Genomic DNA, 20,448 nt, shown 5'->3' on the forward strand with positions numbered 1-20,448 from the left:
CGCGCATATTGCGACCCTACTATAATCGGCAAAGCGTTCCGTCTGCCATCAGAATGCTTCCAACTGATAAATATGATCGGCATAGCGCTTACCGGCGATAGTATGGGCATCCGGTACTATTGCTGCCAGACTAAAACCAACTTTCTCCAGCACCCGCTCTGAACCAACATTGCCCTCTGTAACTACCGCTTTAAATTTTATAATTCCCTGAGTTGTTTTCGCCCAGTCCACTAACGCCGCTAGCGATTCAGAGCCAAAACCCTTGCCATAAAACTGCGGCAACAGCAGATAACCTACCTCTGCTACGCCGCTGGTTAAGCACAAGCCGGTTACTCCTATCGCTTGCCCTGTTTCGCGCAAGGTAATGGTAAGGCACAGCCAATGTTCAGCGGCGTTGTGCCACGGCGTTAGCCGATGCTGAAACTTTTGTTGCAGCTCAGCTTCAGTGGGCGGATCAAAACATAAAGCAATCACATCAGACTCAGTGTGCAAAGCCTGAAACAACGGCCAGTCAGATGCGGTGAGTGGAACCATCTTTAAATGAGAAGTTGTTATCATCATTTCAGGCTACTTAATATTTTTCAGTGCTGTGCGCTATACCAGCACTAACATGGCTTATTCATCAGAGCTAAATATGCAATGTTTCGCAAAGTCTTTCACTTCATTGGCGCTCCAGTCGCCTTTGGGTTTATTTTCTAACTGCTCACACCATTTTTTCGAGCCCACTTCCGGTGCACAACCTGTCAGTAGTAAAGTTGTTGCCAGTAAGATTAACGCTTCTAATTTCATTATTTTTTCTTTTCACGCTTAAATTGCCGATTACATTTGCCGAAAAGCCAAGCTTGGTCAAGGCTTTATTTGCTGCAAAAACTAAGTGCGCAATAGCGCACCCTTACGATGTTTTGGTATTCTCGCCTATTTAATGCGCGGCCAGTTGATGGTAGAACTCGGGGTTGTCCTGAATAGTAGCCAGCACTTTGGCGGCGAGGCCGGTTGGGTTGCGGCGCTTGCTTTCCCAACTTTTAATGGTATCAACACTGGTACCGAGTGCATGGGCTAATTGCGCCTGAGTAATGGCTAAGCTTTCACGCAGCGCTTTAACGTCTGCCAGTTCATAGCGGGTTACCCGGCTTGCTTGTTTGCGGCCCTGCTTAATATCCACCGCTTCGGTCAGAGAATCCTTTAAATCGTTAAAGATACTCACACTACACCTCGCCTTTAAGTAACTTGGTTAACTGTTTTAATTCAGCTTTTTCAGCTGCAGTCAGGCTGTCTTTTTCGTTTTTAGCATAGGCCAACAGCATATAGATAACTTCTGCCGTTGCCAGACAATAGATAACTCTGGCGCTGCCGCTTTTACCCTGCCCATCAGTTGCCATACGCACCTTGCGTAGCCCACCAGTACCTGAGATCAGATCGCCCTTCATCGGCTGGGCAATAAGCTCTTGCTGCAGTACCCTTAAGTCGTCGTCAGTAGCAATTTGCTTGATCTGCTTGGTAAACAGCGATGTTTCGATAAACTCGATGGCATGCCATGTCAAAACTTACCTCCTTGTAAGCCATTGATGATGTACATAGTACACCTTTTGAGTTAATTGTCCAAGTATATACTAGAGGCCAGAAAACTGAGGGCGCAGTGATGCGCCCCTAATTTGGTGAAACGTTATTACAAATGGTAATAGCTTGTACTGACAGTCTAGAAAATGCCTTAGTACTTCTTGTACACCTCGCCTCTTGGTTTAGCGTCGAGGATAAGAACTTCTAATTCTGTATCATTTATTCGGTAAACAATGCGGTGATGACCGACACGATATCTGTATGTATCAACATAACCGGTTAATAAAATAGCACCATGCAATTTAGGATTTTCTGCAATCTGTTCTAAAGCGGAGATGACCCGGTCACGGATATGAGGATGAAGCTTTTTAATGTCTTTTTTCGCTTCCCTGTGAAGTATGACATTGTAACTCATTTATGCTCCTTTTTTAGCGGCAGCAAGTTCTTGTTTTAAATCCGATAACGATGAAGTTTGCTTAGATGCTTTCTGCTGACTCATTTCGAGCGTTCGCTTTGCAAGCTCTGCACGCTGTTCTGAACTAAGATGTTTATCATTTGGCTTAGTCACAGGCCTAAATCCTTCTTAAAATCTTGCAGACTTTGAGAACCACTTAAATCTTTACTTCGCTCGTCAACAAAGCTGACATCAGCGTTATTGTCTAATTGATCAAGAAACCATTCGTATTGCTCAGCGGTAAGAATAGCGCCTAAGGTTTTTCCATTCTTGGTAAGAACCAGTTCGCTTCTCTGAGAGCCCAGAGCATCAACAAAGCTCTTAATAGCTTCTAAGTCAGTGATTTCTGTTTCGTTATAATTTTCCATTCTTTACTCCACTAAATTGGAATGAGGTAGATACTGCCAAAATAAAAACCAAATATCAAACATTATTTAAACAATAAATTCACACTCTGAGAGTTTCCCCCGGCAAAACGTGTTGAATGCGTTAAATCGTTTCAGCTTCCGGACTTTTTTGCGCCGGGCAATCAAACTGCTGGGCATTGTCACCACTGAATTTACCTGCTGCTAAAAAATGCAGTACCTGCTTAATTACTTTTTGCCGTTTCATCAGAAACGGGTGCGATACATTAACGGTAACCAGGGCGCACATACCCTGCACTTTGGTGTTTTCTACCGACACCTTGCCGTCATCCGGATTAGGCAGAAAGTTCGATAATATAAGATTAATAGAGCTGGTACCGGCAATGATGCCCAGTTCAAAGTTTACCGGCCCCAGCTGTTTGGGTACGTCCTGCTCGCCGGTGCCCAGCTGCATGCCAGCCGGGCCGTTAAATGCCTTAAACCCCGGTATATCTTTTATATTATCGACCACCTGACTGCCCTGATTAGGCGGCCCCATCATTACTACCCGGCCTAAATTGGCAATCACGTTACCCTGCAAATACTGGCGCAGTAAAATGCCGCCCATCGAATGGGTGACAAAGTGAATAACGTCGCTCTGCTTGCTTTGCTGCTCGCGACACTGCGCCAATGCCGGTGGAATAGCCATTGTTACCAGTGCTTCGATGGCATGCTTACGGGACGGATAATCCACATTTACCGTATGGTACCCCGCAGCATCAAGTGCCTGCTGCATTGTCTCCATGGCGCTGGCACTACGGGCCAGGCCATGCAACAGCACCACACAGTCTTTCGCCATGCTGTTAAACGATATTAACAGCACGAAGGCGGCCAGTGTTAATCGCATAGTATTCCTTTAGTACTGGATCAGCAGCTTAATTAGTCTGAAACTAACAGATACCTTTAATGAAAATCTGAAGCTGGTCAATATCTGATTTTAAGCACTAAGCTCAGTTTTTGTAACTAAATGCACTAAAATTTGATAAATAATTGTTTTAACCGTCCGTTTATTTTACACAATATAAATCCCAGCTCTATTTTAAATAATAAAATCTATAAATATCATAATCATATAAATATGGCGCAATGTTTGCTAGAAAACACGTCCCAAATTTGGGACTTATGTTTTATACATGTAGTTAAGGAAAAAACATGAAAAAAATAATAAATGTGCTGCTGGTAATAATTGGTTTGACGATGTTTAACGCGAAAGCGGGCATTATCAATAATTTTGACTTACCAAGGGTTAATGACGCTACACAGTCTGATGAACTGATATTGTGGGATATGCTTGATGATATTCAGGGCAAAATGCTGTCTTTTGATTTACTTATGACCTGGAAAGATCAGGGCTGGGGTAATCAGAAAGGTCGAATTTTTTATCAGATTAATAACCTTGACCCGGTTTACTTAGATCTTGCCTCACACCGCTGGGCCACTGAAACGTTCTCTGTTCAGGATATTATGGCGCCAGCTGGAAGCTCGCTGCGTCTTTACTACACCGTAGGTGGTGGCGGTGGTCATCAGTTATTTATCTCTGATGCCAGTATCAGTGTTACCTCCGTGCCTGAACCATCTACTCTGGCGCTGTTTGGTCTGGTATTAGCGGGCGCAGCCTTTGGCCGGCGCAAATTTAAAGCCGCTAAGTAAGCTGGCCTTCGCTCATTAAAGCTATCCAATTCAGGATAGCTTTTTTTATTTCTGATCAGTTAATCCAGTTGCTAAACAGGCTTTGCCGATGCCAGCGCCTGGCTGTGGTTCATTTTCTTAACCAGCAACCACGCGCTGAGGGTACCAAGCAACATAATCAGCGCCATAAATAAAAAATACCCGGCAAAACCGCTTTCTGCATTATCTAACATCCGGCCGGTTAGTGGGGCGAAAAATACATCCGGGGTAAAGCCCAGCAACGAGATAACTCCCACAGCAGTACCTGTCGCACCAAGGCGCAGCCGGCTTTCATCAATTAACGCAAAATACACGGCCCGCAGGGCAAATACCCCGGCAAAGGTTAGCGCTAACATTATTATTAGCAGCATCACTGCCGGATAAAGATCAGTCAGTACCGCTATACTGATAAAGCTGAGCGCCAGCATACTAAATAACCCCAGTGTCAGACGACTGGCGCGGACGCGGTCTGCCAGTAACCCGGCCGCCACCGCCACGACCGGCCGCAGATAGCTGGCCGCGGTGGTAAATTGGGCAGCTTCCAGCTGTGACCAGCTAAAGGTTTGCACCACAAACAGGCCATAATTATCCAGCGATTTATAGCCGCAATAAGCACAGATCACCACGCCGGCCTGCAACCAGAGCAATGGGTTTGTCAGGGTTTCGCTCAGTACAGCTGACGTGGGTGCTGGTTGCCCGGCCTCAGGCTGCGCCCTGATACTGCTGATAAAAAACCAGGCCAGAGCGGCCGCTATCACGGTCAGCACACTGTAATAAACTATCAGGCTGCGCAGCGATGTCAGCGCCTCGGCCGCACTGGCAAAGTTACCGTCCGCCATTACCGTATAACGCCCCAGTAACAGCACTGCACCACTGGCAAACACACTGGCAACCAGCCCCCGGCCGCCATCAAGCACACCAAATGCCAGGCCCTGGCGGGTAGCCGGTGCCGATATCCGGGTTGCTTTTATCATCGCCGCCCAGAACAATAAAATGGTAGTGCAACCCCAGTAGCCAAACAGCAGAGCCAAACCGGTTACTCCGGGGCCGGTCCACATATAAGCGCCGCCCAGCGCAGTTGCCAGCAATGACATGCTCATTAAGCGATTCGGTGCTACTTTGTCGGCAATAATGCCACCGGGAAAATAACACAGCATGGCCACCACACCGTAAACGGCAAAAATATCGCCAAGCTGAGCATTACTGAGCTCAAACGCCTGTAGAAAAGTAGGACGAAAAAAACGCGCCAGATGAAAAGGTAACGCAAAAATCAGCTCACCTGCCAATATGATAATAACCACATGCCAGATTACTGATCTGGCGGCGCGTTGACGTGGCATAGCATCCTCTGTGTTATAAAAAAACAGTTTCAGCTTCACGGCATCTGCCTGCGCTGTCAAGTGTCTGCTATTACAACCCGCACTGCTGTTTAAGCGCGTCAATATCTTCCGCTGTCAGGTTTCGTTGCTGTGGATTCAGGGCAAAATGCATTACCGAGCTACTGCTGTCGGTGTGGCCAAGGCCCAGGGCATGGCCAAATTCATGCGCTAAGGTCAGTTGCAGCGCTGCTGGCGTGCTGTACGCGAAAATAGTCATCTTGCGCTGCGTCGAGGTTATTTCCATTATACCCACCTCTGATACCCGGAGTGGCTGCTGATCCGCCAGTAAGGCGTTGCGATCGGCCACAGTTTCGTTCAGATACTGATGCTCACGCTGCAATTGAGCTTGCTGCTGGTTTAAATCTTCAGCCTGTCGCTGTAATTGCTGCTGACGCTGTTGTAACACCTGCTGTTGTTGCCTAAGCGCTGCCACGTTACTCTGGTTAGCATTGGCAGCCAGCTGCTGGAACTGAGCAATCTCGGCGGCCAACTGTTGGTTTAATTGCTCAAACTCGCGCTGGCGCTGCTGTAATTGCTCGCCTTGTTGCTTTAACGTCGCCGCGCGCTGGTCAATATTAGTGTCGTAGCGCGAAATATTGCGCTCGAGCAGCGCTTGTTGCAGCAAATTCTGCTGCCGCTCGTCATAGCGAAAATTAATCGGAAAGCCATTTACGCTGTCATACCGAAACAACTCTTGCTCAAAAGCAGCGTTCCACTGCGCAGCAGCATTATGTGCTGTCTGTTCAGCCTGCTCTGCCGTCAGGGCAAATGCCGGATCGAGCTGGCCAATTCGCCATAAAACCGGTGTTTGACATAATTGCTGCTGCAGTGCCTGCTCTGCCCGCTGTTGCAGCACTTGCGGCGATGACTGCTTAATGCCGGCAAATGCCGATAGCAGCAAATAACTACCTACTAACAGCAGAGCTAAAAATACTAATCTGGCAAGCATCGTTTTTTCCTACATTAATTATTAACAGCACACTTAAAACCTGGCTGTTAGAACTGTTATTTACCGGAAATGAGCTTAAGAAGCTGTGAAACTGCACGATCTGACGCTTAGCGTAATATACACGTTGCCAAATGCGAGTAGCCACCAGCCAGCTGTTACCTTTTATCAGATTTCAACAACGGTTTAAATAAGCCAAAGCGCCAGTCGCGTAGCGCCAGTACCACACTGACCCCATTGCGCTGGGCCAATGGTAACTTTTCATCCTGCCGGTTTAATTCGTTAAAGTCATTGGCCAAACGCTTTAATTTTTTTTGAAATTCAGCATTACCTTGCGCTGAGAGCATGCCATTAAGTACCAGCAAGCTTTCCGCCTTGCTATTAAAGCTGGCGTTAAAAAACTCATAAGCAATTTTTTGCTGAAAAAAGCGCTGAATAGGCCCATTCTCAAGCCAGCCAAAATTTGCTGATACCCGCAGACGAATTTTATTAGCTGGCAGCAGTTCTATCAGCTTAAGCCGATCCAATTGCGCGAGCTTTTGAATACACTCATGCTCAGAGATTTTATACCAGTCCAGAATATCCTGCATACTCCAGCGATTAAGCACCGATACCGCTACCAGTAATAACGTCAGGTCCTCAGTTAACTGCAGCTCCTGCTCATAGCTAAGCCGTTCTGTTCGCTGCTGTTGCTCGGTCATTAACTGCAATAAATCTACCAGATCCAACTGAATCAACTGACACACCTGCTCTATCCGCTGCACGCTGAATTGTTTTAAAGAGAACATGCGCTTGACACTGGCCTCCGTTAGCTGCAAATGCGAAGCGACCCGGGCATAACTGATCCCCCGCTGTTTCAGGGCTTTTTTTAAGCAATCCAGCATTAGGTCAATTTGTGACATAGCACCTCAAAGTATTACATAGTGATACCCAAAGCCTATTTATACGCTACTTATACAAATAAGGTATTACTTTTTACTAAGCAAGCCTATGCTGGCGGCGTTTAATCACTCAATTAAGGAAGTGCAGCATGTTTTTCTATAGCCGAATAGTATTACTGTGTTTTATCACCCTTGTACTTAGCGCTTGTGCCACCCAACAAACCGGCAGCCGCAGCAGTGTGGTCAGTTACTTGTATCCTGACTCTGCAGCGCCGCAAGTGACAACCAGTGCGCCTAGACTGACCTTGCCACTGCGGATGGGTATTGCCTTTGTGCCTGCAAACCATAATAGTCGCAGCAGCAACGCGATGCCCTGGGTTGAGGTTCAGGCAACTACCCTGACAGAAAACCATAAAATGGCGATATTGGACAAAATTGCCGCTCACTTTAGCCAGCAGTCCTATGTTGAACATATAGAGATAATTCCTTCTGCTTATCTCAGTAGCGGCGGTAGCTTTGCTAACCTGGACCAGCTGAAGGCAATGTTTGGCATAGATGTCATCGCCCTGGTTTCATACGATCAGGTGCAATTTACTGATGATAGTAAACTGTCACTCAGTTACTGGACCCTGGTTGGCGCTTATTTAATTAACGGCCAGAAAAATGACAGTAATACCTTAATGGATACGGCGGTATACGCCATAGACAGTCGCAAGTTGCTGTTCCGGGCACCTGGCACCAGCCAGATAAAAGGCAGCTCAACCGTAGTTAATCTGCAGCAAACATTGCGCCATGACAGCCTGCAAGGTTTTATGCAGGCCAGCGACGACATGATTGCTAATCTGGAAAACGAACTGAATGGTTTTACCGAGCGCCTGAAGCAGCGCCCGGATGATATCCAAATTGTTCGTTCTGCCGGCTATTCGGGCGGTGCATTTCACTTTTTGTTGCCGCTTTGCTTAATTGGGCTAGCACTTGCCAGAAAGCAAAGTAAACCAGGATCGCGGTAGCATCCATTGCCAGCTAAGCAGAGAGCTGATTATTGTTTTTATCCATATTGCTCCGGATTAGTATACGCATATCTTTGATAGTCTGGAACAGGCTGAGTTACGCCCATTAAAATGCAATAAAGCAGCGCCATTTTCAGGCACTGCGACATTTACGCTGCTTTATTGCACTTTTTTAACTCAGCCTAAGACTAACCTTTCTGCGGTGGTGGCGGTGTAACGCTGATCCGCTCTACTTCGGCTTTAACGACGTCCAGTTCAAAATCGAGTTGTACTTGCTGGCCTTTATGCTCTGCGCCAGTTGCCGTATATCGCCATTGCTGCAGGGCTTTTACCGCTTCTTTATCAAAAACGCCCTGCGGGCTGGATTTAACCACATTGACATTCTTTACTGTACCATCAGCGCTTACATCAAAAGTCATCCGGACAAAACCTGTAACCCCCTGTTTTACCGCGCTAACCGGATAGCCAGGCTCAATCCGCATAACTGGTGCTAATGGCTGTGTTTTATTGCTACCGGCCAAAACCGGCTGCTGCAGCAATAAGGTGGTCGCAATGACCAGCGCTAAGGTGCCTGCCACAACTGTTTTACTTAAACCGTGCTGGTTTTGCAGCTGCATAATGCGTTGTTTCATAGTGTTAAAATCTCCATAGTGATGAGTAAGCGGCCACCCGTATTGCGGTGTCTGCTGAGTAATGCTTAGTAAGGCATAACCATAAGCAATTTTTTCTGCCTTGCCGGCATATTTAGTGACTAACGCATCGCAGGCGAGCTCCTGTGCCTGACGGTATTGCTGATACGCCAGCCAAACCAGTGGGTTAAACCAGAACACACTGACGACAAAAAGCGCCAGATAATTCAGATGCAAATCGCCCCGCTGCCAGTGAGTCAGTTCATGTTGCAAAATTAGCTTTTGCTGCAGGGCATCGTACCGGCTGAAAAAGTCATGCGGCAACACAATAGCCGGTGATAAAAAGCCGGTGATATAAGGCCCGGCATTATCGCTGGCGAGCCGGCAGTTAACAGGTGCAAAAGTATGGTGCACTGGCGTCGCCCGCTTAAACAGGGCGCGGTTGCTAAGATAACCCAGTAGCAGAAAACTGATACATACCACAACGCCAGCCAGCCATAGCCAGAACAACCAGTTAACCGTCGCTGCCGATGTCGCCAATTGTTGCAGGCCAACCTGATAGCGCTGCAGTGCTTGCGGGGCACTATTTACCGGTAACAGCGGGGACAACACACTAAACATTAATAACACTGGCACGGCCGACCACAATGCATAAATGGTGCGGGCGCCAAGAGGGTTAAGCAGCAGAGACTGGGCGATCAGCAATAACAGCAGTAGCAGCGATAACAGCGGGGTAAGTTGTAACAGATAATCAGTCATGATGTTGCTCCTGCTCCCAGTCGGCAATCAGTTGCTTTAACTGCTGAACATCATCGGCATTGAGCTTATTCTGGCTGGCAAAACCAGCAACCAGCGGCGCTACCCGTCCGGCAAACAGGCGCTCAACAAAAGTCCGGCTTTGTTGCAGTTGGTAGTCCTGCTCGGTGACTAGCGGATAATACAAATATGCCCGGCCATCTTTATCGAAACCCAATGCGCCCTTGCTTACCAGCCGGTTTAACAGGGTTTTTACGGTCTTTTCATGCCAGTCTTTTGCATTGCCAAGGGCTGTTACCACCTCGTTGGCGCTAAGTGGCTGCTGTTGCCACAAAATCTGCATGACACAAAGCTCAGCATTGCTTATTTCTATCATGACCTGCCTCATTGATTACACCTGTAATACATTTACTATTACAGATGTAATCCATTGCTGCAAGTTAATTGTCTGACTTTTTAATCCCGGGCCTGACTTTAAGATCCGACCGTTCCTGCTCAGCAGGAGGCAATAATAGCCGGATGAACATAATGTTGTACTTGATGGTAAATTATAACCGGCGTAATCTTTAGTTAATTAACCAGGGAGGTTCCGGTGTATCAACTGTTTATTGCCAATAAAAATTACTCGTCCTGGTCGCTTCGGCCCTGGCTGTTGCTGCAGCAACTGAGTATTCCGTTTGATGAAAAATTGCAGCAGTTTCAGCTCGACAACTATGACAATTTCCGCCAGTTCTCGCCAACGGCGAAAGTACCCTGCCTGCATGATGGCGATACGGTGGTATGGGAATCGTTGGCAATAGTTGAATATCTGGCCGAGCGGCATGTCGGGGTCTGGCCGGCAGATGCTAAAGCACGCAATTATGCCCGTTGTGCTGCCAGCGAAATGCATGCTGGTTTTAGTACGCTGCGTAATGTCTGCACCATGAACTGTGGTGCCAGAGTGCAGTTAAATAACCCACCCGAGCAGTTGGCAAAGGATTTAGCACGGCTGGATGAGCTATGGTTGCAGGGTTTGAGCCAGTTTGGCGGGCCTTTTCTGACCGGCACCTCTTTTACCGCAGTGGATGCCTTTTTTGCCCCGGTGGCCTTTCGGGTGCAAAGTTTTGATCTTAAGCTCAGTGCCAATGCCATGAGCTATGTTCAGCTATTGCTTGAGTTGCCGGCAATGCAGGCCTGGTATCACGCAGCATTAAAGGAAAGTTGGCGCGAGCCGGGGCATGAGGCGGAAATGGGCTTATATGGCACTATTATTCAGGATTACCGGCAGAATTGACGCTGAAAACGGGTGTCGCCGGATGGCAGCTGAGGTATGCTTAGCTTAAGCAACAAAATAATGGCACAGAGCAGACAGTAATGAGTAAAAACAATAATGGCGCAGCGGCCTATCAGCAGCAGGAACAGGGCTATCGTGATAAAGCATTAAAAATGTATCCGTGGGTATGCGGCCGCTGTGCCCGCGAATTTGTCCACTCCAATTTGCGCGAACTGACCGTGCATCATATTGATCACAATCACAGCAATAACCCCAGCGATGGCAGCAACTGGGAATTATTATGTATTTATTGTCACGACAACGAACATAATAAATTTCATGAATACGTGATGTATGGCGGCACCACCGAGCAAAAAGTCGCTGCCGCTACCCACAATCCGTTCGCCGATTTAAAAGCACTGTTAAATACTCCGAAAAAGAAATAGCATTCGCGCTTTCAGTGGTCAGGCACTACTATCAATACTGAACATTAATGTTGACTAATACGCAGTTAGCGTTCAGGCATACTGACTTTACCTGATGGCATACGAATGACGTTGAGTTATAGAAAATTACCGGTTCAGGCGGTTTCTGCTGTCGCCGTGAAGCTGGCCGCCTTATGGCTGCCATTTTTACTGCTGATGGCCGCCATCCAGCCAATGTCTGGCCGGGCAGACAACACAGCCCCACTGTCGCTTGAACAACCGATACCCTATTGTGTCGATCCGGACTGGTTGCCCTACGAAGCGATCCGGGACGGCGTGCATGTTGGCATTTCAGCTGATTATCTGCAGCTTATTACTCAGCGAACCGGTATTCAGTTTCAGCTGATCCGGACCTCATCCTGGCAGGAGTCTTTGCAACTGCTGCAAAGTGGTCAGTGTCAGTTATCGCCGATGCTGAACCGTTCCGCTACCCGTGATAACTATCTGCAATTTTCAGAAGTCTACTTCCGCTCACCAAATGTGCTGGTATCACTGCGCCAGCAACCCTTTTTACAAAGTATTGAAAATATCGGCGACCGCTCTTTGGCAGTGCCGCGCGGCTATCGGTTACTGGAATATATCAAACGTTATTATCCGCAAACGCCACTGGTGTTAGTTGATAACGAGCCGGCCGGACTGGAAGCTGTTGCCGCCGGCGAAGCGGACTTATTTATTGGTTCGTTATATTCAATCAATAGTCAGATCCAGCGAAAATCGCTGTATCAGCTGAAGGTCGCCGGCTGGGTAGGTTTGGAAGATGAACTGAGGTTTGGTATAGCTGAAGATTATAAAGCACTTATTCCAATGATTAATCAGGCACTGCTTGCTATCAGTGAGCAGGAAAAAATTGATATATACCGAAAGTGGACTCAAATAGACGTCATTACTGTCACCAATTATCAGCTGTTATGGCAGCTTGGCGCTATTGCCCTGGCTATTATCCTGTTACTCAGTGTCTGGAATTATCGCAGCCGTTATTATAATCAACGGTTACATGAACAGAATCAACGACTGGAGCAATCACAGCGTGAACTGGAAAAAGCCGTCACTGAGCTGGAGTTTTTATCGAATCACGATCCGCTGACCCGGCTTTATAACCGCAATCACTTTGACCGAACGATGCAACGGGTGCAGCGTCGTTCACCTCAATCACAAGAGACGCTTAGCCTGGTCGTTATAGATATTGATTATTTTAAAGATATCAACGACAAGCACGGGCACAGTGTCGGCGATGCGATATTACGTGAACTGGCAGCGATTTTACTGGCAGAGGTGCGTGAGCATGATCAGGTAACCCGCTGGGGTGGCGAAGAGTTTGTTATTCTGTGTCAGCATACCACCACCGCAGAAGCCAAAGCCTTATGTCAGCGGATTACCGTGGCAATTGGCCAACATACATTTACCAATAACATCAGGTTAAGTTGCAGTTTCGGCGTTGCTGAACAAACACCGCAAGAAGATCTGCTGCAGTGCTTCGAACGTGCTGATAAAGCACTGTATCAGGCCAAAAAATCCGGCAGAAACCAAATTTGTCTGGCCTGATGTAGATGTGATTCGCCGTGGTCTGCAGCCTGCTCCATATCGGACAAGCTATTATCGGGCGCTACAGTGCTGCGGCTGGATAAATTAAAGCACTGCAATCTGCATTAGTCTTGATGCATGGCGTTTAAGCGCCTGTTTCAGCTCTGGTGGCTGAATAATGCTGAAAGCAAAAGGTAACTGGCTCAACCAAAGGGCAAAACAATCGCAACTGTCGGTGCGGCTGCTAAGCAGTAATCCGCCAGTCTGAGGTTTCAGCAACGCCGCCATGGCACCTAACACCTCGGCGGCGCTGGTTTTATCAGTATGCAGCAATACCTGTACGTCCAGATTACCTGCCATATTATTCAGACTCTGCTGAAAATGCTCAGCACTGTTAAAATTAGCCGGGCGGGTAAAGCGATGGTCAAGCGGCTCAATATGCCGTATCCGGTCAAGCCGGAAGGTACGCAGCGCTTGACGCAAATGGCAGTAGCCCGACATATACCAACGCCCCTGACGAAATAATAAACCATAGGGGTCTACCTGGCGGGAAACCGGCTGCTGCTGATTAGACGCATAACTGATATTGACTGAGCGTTGCTGCTCAATAGCCGTTAACAAAGGCTCCAGCTGCTGACATGAGGTATCAGCAGTGGTAGTAGGCAGCATAATGTTAATGGTGTCGGCGATGGCTCTGGCCCACGATTTTAGTCTGGCTGGCATTACCCGTTCCAGTTTGGCCTGAGCGCTGCTGATAGCCGCTTCGGTATCCGTCAGCCTAAAGTTTTTTGCTGCTAACAGCCCCAGCGACAGTGCCAGTGTTTCTTCATTGGTAAACATCATAGGCGGCAATTTATATCCGGCCACCAGCATATAGCCGCCGGTACAGCCCTGTTCAGACGTTACCGGTATCCCCAAATCTTCCAGCAGCCGGATATAGCGCCTTACTGTGCGCTTATCAACCCCTAACCTACTGGCCAGCTCGCTGCCACTAAGCTGACTGTTTGACTGTAACAACTCAAGTAAGCTTAGTACTCTGAGCGCTGGCACACTCATCTGCGCTTCCTTTTATTCATTCGATTACTCATTGATTTAAACCTGCCAGTAAATATAGCTGACAATTAGGACGTGATCTGTCCTATATCGATTTTAAATTAACCGCAAGCGGAAAAAGTCCGTACCATTTGCTATCACTTTACTAAGTAGCAAACATCTGAAGTTATCCTAAACAAGGAACAGAAAAATGTCTCAACTTACCTTATACACTAACCCCCATTCACGCGGCCGGATTATCCGCTGGCTGCTGGAAGAGCTGAGTGTGCCTTATACCGTTAAAGTTCTGGAGTATGGAAGCGAGATAAAATCAGCCGAATTTCTGGCGCTTAATCCTATGGGTAAAGTACCTGTAATTACTCATGGCGATATAGTGGTTACTGAAACCGCGGCTATATGTGCTTATCTGGCTGACCATTTTGCTGACAAACAGCTGGCACCAGCAACAGACAGCCCGCAGCGCGGCAGCTATTACCGTTGGCTGTTTTTCGCCGCAGGACCGCTGGAAATGGCTACCACGGCAAAAGCATACGACTGGCGAATTGATAACGATAATGTGCAGGCAGTCGGCTGTGGCTTCTATCAGGACACATTAAATACCCTGGAAGCAGCACTGCAACCTGGCCCCTATCTTTGTGGTGAACAGTTTACCGCAGCCGATGTGTATGTTGGCAGCCATATTGGCTGGGGCATCCAGTTTAAAACAATCGAAGCCCGCCCGGTGTTTACTGAGTATGTGCAGCGGCTCTATGCCAGAGAAGCTGCCGTCAGGGCTACTATGCTGGACGATGCGTTACTGACAGCGTCAGCTTAACCGGAGATTGAACAGCCGGGCTACCAACCCGGCTTATTCAGGCCATTGCTTATTATCATGTCGAGTTGTTAGCTTCACGCTGCTGTTGTCATCTGAATTTCACAAATAAAAAGTTTACAATAATTTATTATTTGATATATTTTGGCAACGTTGTTTAAGCCGGATAGCAAATGGCTGATTTAAGATGCACGCGCAAACCGATGTCGTTACTGCGGCTGGGGTTGAGCGTGGCAGTGCTGATGATTTTCTCACAACAGGTTATGGCAGATATGTTTAGTTGGTTGAAAAAATACGACGTTTATTTATCGCCGGCTGTTCACGGAATGGTGACACTTAACGGCAAACCTGTCGCCGGCGCAGAGGTACTGCGCGAACTCACTTACGATAAAGATTACATCGACAACACGGTAACCGCTGCAGATGGCAGCTTTCGTTTTCCAGAGAAACATATTCGCTCGCGTAAACCCGGTAGCCTGCAGGAAATGCGGACCCGGCAGGTTATCAGCCTGCGTCATCATGACAAACAATACCTGCTGTGGTATCTGACTACGTCCAGCATCACACCACAACAGGCGATAGTGCAGAAGCTTGCTTCATTACAATGTGATCTGACTAATGAAGAGCTGGAGCAGGTATTTACTAATTTTGAAAAACCCGATTTTCCCCACAGCACATTTAGTATTTGTCGCTGGAACGACGAACCAGTTACTCACTTCACTGAATAAGGATATGATTTGTGCCTGCACTTACCCCCCGTGTTGCTGCCGAACTGGCAGATATTGTTTATCAGATTGAACGCCCTTCATCGTCTGGTATTTACCGGCTGAATATGGGTAACTATGAACTGCGCAATTGCTTTAATTTTGATTTATCAGCAGGCCCGGTCAGAGGAGTATCCGGCGGCAGCTTATTCAGCCTGTTCAATAAAACCACCGGCTTTGCCTTAGTTGGTAAAGGCATTAATCAATTTGCCAAAGACTATGTTGTGACCATCCGCGGCACCAAAATTAACCGCGACTGGCTGACAAATGCCAATGTCGGGCTGAGCGGCGGCGACAATAACACTATGGTGCACGCCGGTTTTAATAAAGCTTTTTTCTCTATGAAAGCGGCGCTGCAAAAGATTTTAGCGCCGTTACTGGCCGGACAGCCTGATGCAACAGTGCATTGTGTTGGCCACAGTCTGGGGGGTGCACTGGCATCACTGACCGCTGACTGGCTGAAGAGTAGCTACAATTGCAACGTTAATTTATATACCTTCGGTGCCCCCCGGGTAGGTATGCATGCCTTTGCAAAGAAACATACCGGCAGCCTTAACGCCATTTACCGTTGCACTCATGGCGCAGATCCGGTGCCGATGATCCCGTTATGGCCTTTTGTCCATGCCCCTTATGCCGGCACCGAGTACCGGCTGGACAGTGGCTCAGGTATCAGTGTGCAAGCCCATGGCATGGCCGAAAACAAAGCGCCTGGTTATCTGAATACCGCCAACAGCCGCAACTGGCAAACCCTGAATAAACGGGCGGCGGTTAATCTGGAACAGGTCCGGCTTAAATATGAAAACCGGAATCAGGCCACATTCTCTACCTACTGGGCCGATAAAATCAGCGGCGCTCTGATAACCCTGTTAAAAGACGCCGGATACTATACAGCAGTCATGGCCCAGGCCGCGATTGGCACCAGTTTAACCTTCTATGATTTACTGGCACGCTCGTTGGAGAATATCGCCAAAGCCTCCGCAAAATATGCAGAGCAAGCCAGAGGACTGCTGGGCCATATGCTGGTATTCGCCCGCCAGGCCATAACGTCTGTCACTGAACTGAGCTTTAAATTTATTCGCTGGGTATTTGATAAAACCCTGACGGCCCTCTACCGCAGCGCCCGCGATGCGGTAGATAGCATATTGTAAAGAGCAGCAGCGCCCGCGATGCGGTAAATAGCATAATATAAAATACCGCAGTGCCTGGCACTGCGCATTATTCAGCCGTCTCTGATTTGTCCAGTTGCCATGGCCATTTGCCCGAAAGCTCGACTTCGAGGGTAAAGCTTAAAAAGCTGCGGATTAACACAACCAGTGCCAGCACACCCACATTAGATAATGTCAGCTCTACCGCAACGGTATAGATAATATCGGCAGCAATTAGAAATTCCAGCCCCAGCAAAATACCGCGGCCCAGCCGCTGCCGGATTTCCTGCTGACATGAGCGGGGAGAATCACCTTTTACTAAACGAATGCAGCCATGTAACAGCGAATAAATAGCAATAACGGTGATAATACCAATGCCCAGTAATTCTAACGATACTGCACACCATTGCGGTAAGCTGCCCAATAGTTTATGTGTACCCTCAATCAAAATCACCTCCGTTGTCGTTGCTGCGATTAGGATTCAGCTTTAAAGCATAGCTTAAGGCGGCAAACAGTTAAAACCGCAGGCAGATTACAACGGTAATACATAGATATCAGGTTTAGCCCAGCAACAATTGCTGGTCGATGGCAATAAAGCGGCTGGCGGCATTAACCAGCGCCTGAGCCGTCAGACTGGGCACGCCGTACACCTCAACTTCGGTCTGGTATTTGCTGATTAAGCGCTCGGCCAGCAGGGCGAAATCCCCATCGCCCGACGCCAGCACCAACACATCACTGTGCTGGCCATATTCAATGGCATCCAGGGTAATACCAACATCCCAGTCGCCTTTGGCTGAACCATCGGCGCGCTGGATAAAGGGTTTCAGTTTTACTTCAAAACCTATCGCCCGCAGAATATTCTGAAACTGGCGCTGCTTGTCATCGCCCCGGTCAATGGCATAAGCAATGGCTTTATCTACCTTACGCCCTGCCGTGATCGCTGCCCAGAACGCATTGTAGTCAAAGCTTTTGCCATACGCCTGACGACTGGTGTAGTAGATATTCTGCACATCAACCAAAATAGTAACGCTTTGCATGCCGCTCCTTAATTGCTGTTATTCAGGTGTCGCCACGACATCTGCTGCTGCAGGCAGAATACTGCCCGGCAACCTGCTGGCCAGATTAATTAACCGTTGCTGATGCTGCCGCAGTGCCACCTTATCAGCTTCAGTTAAGCAGGGCTGCACTACCTGGTACATATTATCGGTTTGCGCCAGCAATTGCTGTGCTTGCTGGCGCTGGGTTTGGGGCAAAAACGGTATGGTTTGCCGGGTTATGGCCAGGGCCGGTTGCAAGGTTTGTAATAGTGGCCAGCTGCCTTTGGCTGTCAGTTCAATAAAGAGCGGCGGCGTTAACTGATGCTCAGCCAGTATGTTATCGACCTCGGCCAGATAGCTTTGCCCCTGCTGCTGCGCCCGCACTTCTCTGGCGTGACGGGGCCAGTCACAATGGCGCTGCAATCTTACATTGTGCAGTGAACTCACATCATCCTGCTGAATTCTGGCCAGCTTTGGTAAAGCCGCCTCCAGCGCACTCAGGTTTTGCTCAGTCAGCACCGTGGCAGCATAAGCCTGTGCAGCACTAAGCGCCAACAGCCCTGCGAAGAGCAAGCGTAATGTGATCATGGTGTTTCTCCTGCCAACTATGGCAAATGTTGCAAATAAGCGAACCCTATAACACCCTAATCCGGCTGAACCCTGGCTGATAATGCGCAAACTGGCTGATTTTATAGCAAGATAATTCATTTGAAGTTTAACTGCCGGTCATCTTATCGGCAGCGCAGCACTGAAATGTCTCTCCCAGCATAAATTTCTGCCGGTATTGGCTTGGTGTCAGCTCGGCATACTGAATAAACAACTTTCTGAATGAACTGACATCTTCATATCCTACCTGCTGTACTATCTGTTCAATAGCCTGATTAGTGGTCTCTAACAGACGTTTCGCTTGCTCCACTCTCAGCCGTTGTAAATAATTCAGCGGTGTGTCATTCAGTGCCGTTTTAAAACGACGAAGTAAGGTTCGCTTAGTCAGATGAAACTGAGCAGCCAGCTGCTCAAGCGCAAAAGGCGCAGCCAGGTTGCCTGACAGGTAAGCCTGAACCTGGGCAATAAGCGGATCGTTGTGGTGTAAACCGACAGACAAATCCATATAAGGAACCTGCGAGGTCCGGTTAGGATCGGTCAGCATGATTTTGGCCATTTGCCTGGCAAAATGTTCACCGGCCAGCAACTCTGTTAAAGCCAGGCATAGGTTAATATACGAGGTCGTCGCTCCCGCCGTCAGCAGGTTGCCATCCTGCACCAGCAATTTATTAAGTTGCAAGTGCACCTGAGGAAACAATGCCTGAAATACATCTTTAAAAAACCAGCTGCTGGTCGCGTTACGATGATCCAGCAAACCACTGCCAGCCAGAATGTAAGTACCTGTGCAACTGGCAGCAATATACCCCCCACTGGCTGCTGCCTGCCTTAGTCCCGGATAATAAGCAGAGGATTGCCGTGTCAGCTGCTCCAGCTCACTCCTGTGATAAGCATAAGCTGCCGGTAGAACAAGCGCATCTGCATCTTGCCACTGGTGTGAATGGGTTTGCAAACTGACACCCTGTTTCAAATTTAATGGCTTGCCGTCCGGCGATACCAGATAACAGTGAAACAATGGCGACTTCACCTCAGGCTGCTGCAGGGCCCATAACACGTTGCAGTACTCAAAGTAATCCAGTAACGCAAACAAATCGCTACTGATACTGTTGTGATTTGCCAGTATGGCTACCTGTTTCATTGCTTTATCCTGTGACGCTTTAATTGTCACTATTCACCTTATTTTTATCAATAGTGACACTACCGATAGCGATTGGCAAGCACTAAACTGAACCTGACATTTCAAGAGCTAATGCAGGAGGCAAAATGAACAGCAATAATTATAAATGGCTGGTGATTGCAATGTGGATAGTCAGCTGGCTACTGATTTTCTGGATAAACTTTAGTGCTGAGTTGCCGTTAGTGATCCACTTTGTGGCAACACCACTACTACTGATATGTAGCGCAGCCAGCGCCGGTTTTTATCTGGAATCAACCCTGGACGCTCGCATTGCCGGTAACGCGCTCAGCCGGCAATAATAGTAGCGACACCCAGTAAGATAAACACCGCGCAGGCGATACGTCTGGCCCAGTCCAGCGACACTTTTTGCAGTAGCCAGCTGCCGGCATATACAACCGGCACGTTGGCGGCCAGCATGCCAAGGGTAGTGCCCCAGACCACCATCCAGACAGCATCATCAAAGGTTGCAGCCAGAATGACCGTAGCAATCTGGGTTTTATCACCAATTTCAGCCAGAAAAAATAGAATACAACTGGCCGCAAAGGCACCGTATTTCAATACGCCGGTTTCATTGCTGTCATCTTTATCAGGAATCAGCAACCAGAGTCCGACCACGATAAAAGAGCCACCCAGTAACCAGGGGCCAATGGCCGGGGCAATAAACTGGGCCAACCAGACACCCAGCCAGGCCGAAGCGGCATGATTTAGCAAGGTAGCAAGCAGAATGCCGGCGATAATAGCGCCTTTGGCTCTGAACCGGGCGGCCAGAAATAACGATAATAGCTGGGTTTTATCGCCAATTTCAGCGATAGCGACAGCAGAAAACGAGGAAAATAAGGCGTCCATTACAACTCTCGGTGGCAAACTTATGCAGGGCGGCAGGCATTGTATGAACTCTGCCCGCCGGCCGCAACGT

General features: G+C 48.2%; 28 protein-coding genes. 9 read left to right on the top strand and 19 right to left on the bottom strand.

Annotated elements, in window-relative coordinates; genetic code table 11:
* Nucleotides 1–48 precede the first annotated feature (48 nt).
* From R3187_RS01045 to R3187_RS01080, 8 genes are all read right to left on the bottom strand, one after another.
* Nucleotides 49–561: a GNAT family N-acetyltransferase gene (locus tag R3187_RS01045; RefSeq protein ID WP_318964842.1), complete on the bottom strand. Its 513-nt coding sequence runs from the start codon at nt 559–561 to the stop codon at nt 49–51.
* A 54-nt stretch (nt 562–615) separates the two neighbouring features.
* The gene (locus tag R3187_RS01050) at nt 616–789 is read right to left on the bottom strand and encodes a DUF3012 domain-containing protein (protein ID WP_318964843.1); all 174 of its coding nucleotides are present in this window, start codon (nt 787–789) and stop codon (nt 616–618) included.
* A 130-nt stretch (nt 790–919) separates the two neighbouring features.
* Nucleotides 920–1,204: a NadS family protein gene (gene nadS, locus R3187_RS01055; protein ID WP_318964844.1), complete on the bottom strand. Its 285-nt coding sequence runs from the start codon at nt 1,202–1,204 to the stop codon at nt 920–922.
* 1 nt (nt 1,205) lies between these two features.
* Nucleotides 1,206–1,541, bottom strand: a complete 336-nt coding sequence (locus R3187_RS01060; RefSeq protein ID WP_413229001.1) for a type II toxin-antitoxin system RelE/ParE family toxin — start codon at nt 1,539–1,541, stop codon at nt 1,206–1,208.
* A 167-nt stretch (nt 1,542–1,708) separates the two neighbouring features.
* The gene (locus tag R3187_RS01065; protein WP_217668026.1) at nt 1,709–1,972 is read right to left on the bottom strand and encodes a type II toxin-antitoxin system RelE family toxin; all 264 of its coding nucleotides are present in this window, start codon (nt 1,970–1,972) and stop codon (nt 1,709–1,711) included.
* Nucleotides 1,973–2,125, bottom strand: coding sequence for a hypothetical protein (locus tag R3187_RS01070; protein WP_318964845.1), 153 nt, complete (start codon nt 2,123–2,125; stop codon nt 1,973–1,975). It abuts the gene before it with no gap.
* The gene (locus R3187_RS01075) at nt 2,122–2,379 is read right to left on the bottom strand and encodes a hypothetical protein (RefSeq protein WP_318964846.1); all 258 of its coding nucleotides are present in this window, start codon (nt 2,377–2,379) and stop codon (nt 2,122–2,124) included. The genes R3187_RS01070 and R3187_RS01075 overlap by 4 nt, the downstream gene beginning before the upstream one ends.
* A 121-nt stretch (nt 2,380–2,500) precedes the next feature.
* Nucleotides 2,501–3,262 carry an esterase/lipase family protein gene (locus R3187_RS01080; protein ID WP_318964847.1) on the bottom strand — a complete coding sequence of 254 codons (762 nt, stop codon included), beginning with the start codon at nt 3,260–3,262 and terminating at the stop codon, nt 2,501–2,503.
* A gap of 305 nt (nt 3,263–3,567) precedes the next feature.
* Here R3187_RS01080 and R3187_RS01085 point away from each other — a divergent pair, with 305 nt between their 5' ends.
* Complete coding sequence (locus R3187_RS01085; RefSeq protein ID WP_318964848.1) at nt 3,568–4,065, top strand: PEP-CTERM sorting domain-containing protein; 498 nt, start codon at nt 3,568–3,570, stop codon at nt 4,063–4,065.
* 71 nt (nt 4,066–4,136) lie between these two features.
* Here R3187_RS01085 and R3187_RS01090 read toward each other — a convergent pair whose 3' ends face one another.
* The 3 genes from R3187_RS01090 to R3187_RS01100 form a co-directional block, all read right to left on the bottom strand.
* On the bottom strand, nt 4,137–5,423 hold the full coding sequence (locus R3187_RS01090; RefSeq protein ID WP_318964849.1) for an MFS transporter: 1,287 nt from the start codon (nt 5,421–5,423) through the stop codon (nt 4,137–4,139).
* 70 nt (nt 5,424–5,493) lie between these two features.
* A complete protein-coding gene (locus tag R3187_RS01095; RefSeq protein WP_318964850.1) occupies nt 5,494–6,411 on the bottom strand; it encodes a matrixin family metalloprotease in 918 nt (305 codons plus the stop codon).
* Between the two features lie 155 nt (nt 6,412–6,566).
* Nucleotides 6,567–7,310: a helix-turn-helix domain-containing protein gene (locus tag R3187_RS01100; RefSeq protein WP_318964851.1), complete on the bottom strand. Its 744-nt coding sequence runs from the start codon at nt 7,308–7,310 to the stop codon at nt 6,567–6,569.
* 128 nt (nt 7,311–7,438) lie between these two features.
* Here R3187_RS01100 and rhlP point away from each other — a divergent pair, with 128 nt between their 5' ends.
* The gene (gene rhlP / locus R3187_RS01105; protein ID WP_318964852.1) at nt 7,439–8,299 is read left to right on the top strand and encodes a rhombotarget lipoprotein; all 861 of its coding nucleotides are present in this window, start codon (nt 7,439–7,441) and stop codon (nt 8,297–8,299) included.
* Between the two features lie 188 nt (nt 8,300–8,487).
* On the opposite strand, the gene R3187_RS01110 is transcribed toward rhlP, so the two are convergent.
* Both R3187_RS01110 and R3187_RS01115 read right to left on the bottom strand, forming a co-directional pair.
* Nucleotides 8,488–9,687: a M56 family metallopeptidase gene (locus R3187_RS01110; protein ID WP_318964853.1), complete on the bottom strand. Its 1,200-nt coding sequence runs from the start codon at nt 9,685–9,687 to the stop codon at nt 8,488–8,490.
* Nucleotides 9,680–10,072, bottom strand: coding sequence for a BlaI/MecI/CopY family transcriptional regulator (locus tag R3187_RS01115; RefSeq protein WP_318964854.1), 393 nt, complete (start codon nt 10,070–10,072; stop codon nt 9,680–9,682). Before R3187_RS01115 ends, R3187_RS01110 begins: the two co-directional genes overlap by 8 nt.
* 204 nt (nt 10,073–10,276) lie before the next feature.
* Here R3187_RS01115 and R3187_RS01120 point away from each other — a divergent pair, with 204 nt between their 5' ends.
* From R3187_RS01120 to R3187_RS01130, 3 genes are all read left to right on the top strand, one after another.
* Nucleotides 10,277–10,957: a glutathione S-transferase family protein gene (locus tag R3187_RS01120; protein WP_318964855.1), complete on the top strand. Its 681-nt coding sequence runs from the start codon at nt 10,277–10,279 to the stop codon at nt 10,955–10,957.
* Nucleotides 10,958–11,037: 80 nt separating this feature from the next.
* Nucleotides 11,038–11,382, top strand: coding sequence for a YajD family HNH nuclease (locus R3187_RS01125; RefSeq protein ID WP_318964856.1), 345 nt, complete (start codon nt 11,038–11,040; stop codon nt 11,380–11,382).
* 105 nt (nt 11,383–11,487) lie between these two features.
* Entirely contained in the window at nt 11,488–12,963 is a 1,476-nt protein-coding gene (locus R3187_RS01130; RefSeq protein WP_318964857.1) for a diguanylate cyclase, read from the top strand.
* Between the two features lie 84 nt (nt 12,964–13,047).
* On the opposite strand, the gene R3187_RS01135 is transcribed toward R3187_RS01130, so the two are convergent.
* On the bottom strand, nt 13,048–13,998 hold the full coding sequence (locus R3187_RS01135) for a YafY family protein (protein WP_318964858.1): 951 nt from the start codon (nt 13,996–13,998) through the stop codon (nt 13,048–13,050).
* A gap of 187 nt (nt 13,999–14,185) precedes the next feature.
* On the opposite strand from R3187_RS01135, the gene R3187_RS01140 reads away from it, so the two are divergent.
* The 3 genes from R3187_RS01140 (at nt 14,186) to R3187_RS01150 (ending at nt 16,718) form a co-directional block, all read left to right on the top strand.
* Nucleotides 14,186–14,809 (top strand): glutathione S-transferase family protein, encoded by a 624-nt coding sequence (locus R3187_RS01140; protein ID WP_318964859.1) that lies wholly within the window; start codon nt 14,186–14,188, stop codon nt 14,807–14,809.
* A gap of 170 nt (nt 14,810–14,979) precedes the next feature.
* The gene (locus R3187_RS01145) at nt 14,980–15,534 is read left to right on the top strand and encodes a DUF6795 domain-containing protein (RefSeq protein WP_318964860.1); all 555 of its coding nucleotides are present in this window, start codon (nt 14,980–14,982) and stop codon (nt 15,532–15,534) included.
* Nucleotides 15,535–15,545: 11 nt separating this feature from the next.
* A complete protein-coding gene (locus R3187_RS01150; RefSeq protein ID WP_318964861.1) occupies nt 15,546–16,718 on the top strand; it encodes a lipase family protein in 1,173 nt (390 codons plus the stop codon).
* A 67-nt stretch (nt 16,719–16,785) separates the two neighbouring features.
* On the opposite strand, the gene R3187_RS01155 is transcribed toward R3187_RS01150, so the two are convergent.
* The 4 genes from R3187_RS01155 to R3187_RS01170 form a co-directional block, all read right to left on the bottom strand.
* On the bottom strand, nt 16,786–17,163 hold the full coding sequence (locus R3187_RS01155) for a DUF1622 domain-containing protein (RefSeq protein ID WP_318964862.1): 378 nt from the start codon (nt 17,161–17,163) through the stop codon (nt 16,786–16,788).
* A 112-nt stretch (nt 17,164–17,275) separates the two neighbouring features.
* Complete coding sequence (locus tag R3187_RS01160) at nt 17,276–17,752, bottom strand: NYN domain-containing protein (protein ID WP_318964863.1); 477 nt, start codon at nt 17,750–17,752, stop codon at nt 17,276–17,278.
* Nucleotides 17,753–17,770: 18 nt separating this feature from the next.
* The gene (locus tag R3187_RS01165) at nt 17,771–18,340 is read right to left on the bottom strand and encodes a hypothetical protein (protein ID WP_318964864.1); all 570 of its coding nucleotides are present in this window, start codon (nt 18,338–18,340) and stop codon (nt 17,771–17,773) included.
* A 127-nt stretch (nt 18,341–18,467) separates the two neighbouring features.
* A complete protein-coding gene (locus R3187_RS01170; protein ID WP_318964865.1) occupies nt 18,468–19,493 on the bottom strand; it encodes a GlxA family transcriptional regulator in 1,026 nt (341 codons plus the stop codon).
* Nucleotides 19,494–19,618: 125 nt separating this feature from the next.
* Here R3187_RS01170 and R3187_RS01175 point away from each other — a divergent pair, with 125 nt between their 5' ends.
* A complete protein-coding gene (locus R3187_RS01175) occupies nt 19,619–19,831 on the top strand; it encodes a hypothetical protein (RefSeq protein ID WP_318964866.1) in 213 nt (70 codons plus the stop codon).
* Here R3187_RS01175 and R3187_RS01180 read toward each other — a convergent pair.
* Complete coding sequence (locus tag R3187_RS01180; protein ID WP_318964867.1) at nt 19,818–20,378, bottom strand: TMEM165/GDT1 family protein; 561 nt, start codon at nt 20,376–20,378, stop codon at nt 19,818–19,820. The genes R3187_RS01175 and R3187_RS01180 overlap by 14 nt on opposite strands.
* Nucleotides 20,379–20,448 lie beyond the last annotated feature (70 nt).

This window comes from Arsukibacterium sp., assembly GCF_033721375.1.
Lineage (GTDB): Bacteria > Pseudomonadota > Gammaproteobacteria > Enterobacterales > Alteromonadaceae > Alishewanella.

Coding starts and splice junctions, on each gene's coding strand:
- R3187_RS01160 (WP_318964863.1), bottom strand. CDS start 17,752: ATGCAAAGCGTTACTATTTTGGTTGATGTGCAGAATATCTACTACACC.
- R3187_RS01045 (WP_318964842.1), bottom strand. CDS start 561: ATGATGATAACAACTTCTCATTTAAAGATGGTTCCACTCACCGCATCT.
- R3187_RS01050 (WP_318964843.1), bottom strand. CDS start 789: ATGAAATTAGAAGCGTTAATCTTACTGGCAACAACTTTACTACTGACA.
- rhlP (WP_318964852.1), top strand. CDS start 7,439: ATGTTTTTCTATAGCCGAATAGTATTACTGTGTTTTATCACCCTTGTA.
- R3187_RS01110 (WP_318964853.1), bottom strand. CDS start 9,687: ATGACTGATTATCTGTTACAACTTACCCCGCTGTTATCGCTGCTACTG.
- R3187_RS01090 (WP_318964849.1), bottom strand. CDS start 5,423: ATGCCACGTCAACGCGCCGCCAGATCAGTAATCTGGCATGTGGTTATT.
- R3187_RS01080 (WP_318964847.1), bottom strand. CDS start 3,262: ATGCGATTAACACTGGCCGCCTTCGTGCTGTTAATATCGTTTAACAGC.
- R3187_RS01135 (WP_318964858.1), bottom strand. CDS start 13,998: ATGAGTGTGCCAGCGCTCAGAGTACTAAGCTTACTTGAGTTGTTACAG.
- R3187_RS01125 (WP_318964856.1), top strand. CDS start 11,038: ATGAGTAAAAACAATAATGGCGCAGCGGCCTATCAGCAGCAGGAACAG.
- R3187_RS01165 (WP_318964864.1), bottom strand. CDS start 18,340: ATGATCACATTACGCTTGCTCTTCGCAGGGCTGTTGGCGCTTAGTGCT.
- R3187_RS01095 (WP_318964850.1), bottom strand. CDS start 6,411: ATGCTTGCCAGATTAGTATTTTTAGCTCTGCTGTTAGTAGGTAGTTAT.
- R3187_RS01075 (WP_318964846.1), bottom strand. CDS start 2,379: ATGGAAAATTATAACGAAACAGAAATCACTGACTTAGAAGCTATTAAG.
- R3187_RS01115 (WP_318964854.1), bottom strand. CDS start 10,072: ATGAGGCAGGTCATGATAGAAATAAGCAATGCTGAGCTTTGTGTCATG.
- R3187_RS01175 (WP_318964866.1), top strand. CDS start 19,619: ATGAACAGCAATAATTATAAATGGCTGGTGATTGCAATGTGGATAGTC.
- R3187_RS01065 (WP_217668026.1), bottom strand. CDS start 1,972: ATGAGTTACAATGTCATACTTCACAGGGAAGCGAAAAAAGACATTAAA.
- R3187_RS01170 (WP_318964865.1), bottom strand. CDS start 19,493: ATGAAACAGGTAGCCATACTGGCAAATCACAACAGTATCAGTAGCGAT.
- R3187_RS01130 (WP_318964857.1), top strand. CDS start 11,488: ATGACGTTGAGTTATAGAAAATTACCGGTTCAGGCGGTTTCTGCTGTC.
- R3187_RS01180 (WP_318964867.1), bottom strand. CDS start 20,378: ATGGACGCCTTATTTTCCTCGTTTTCTGCTGTCGCTATCGCTGAAATT.
- R3187_RS01145 (WP_318964860.1), top strand. CDS start 14,980: ATGGCTGATTTAAGATGCACGCGCAAACCGATGTCGTTACTGCGGCTG.
- R3187_RS01140 (WP_318964859.1), top strand. CDS start 14,186: ATGTCTCAACTTACCTTATACACTAACCCCCATTCACGCGGCCGGATT.
- R3187_RS01085 (WP_318964848.1), top strand. CDS start 3,568: ATGAAAAAAATAATAAATGTGCTGCTGGTAATAATTGGTTTGACGATG.
- R3187_RS01100 (WP_318964851.1), bottom strand. CDS start 7,310: ATGTCACAAATTGACCTAATGCTGGATTGCTTAAAAAAAGCCCTGAAA.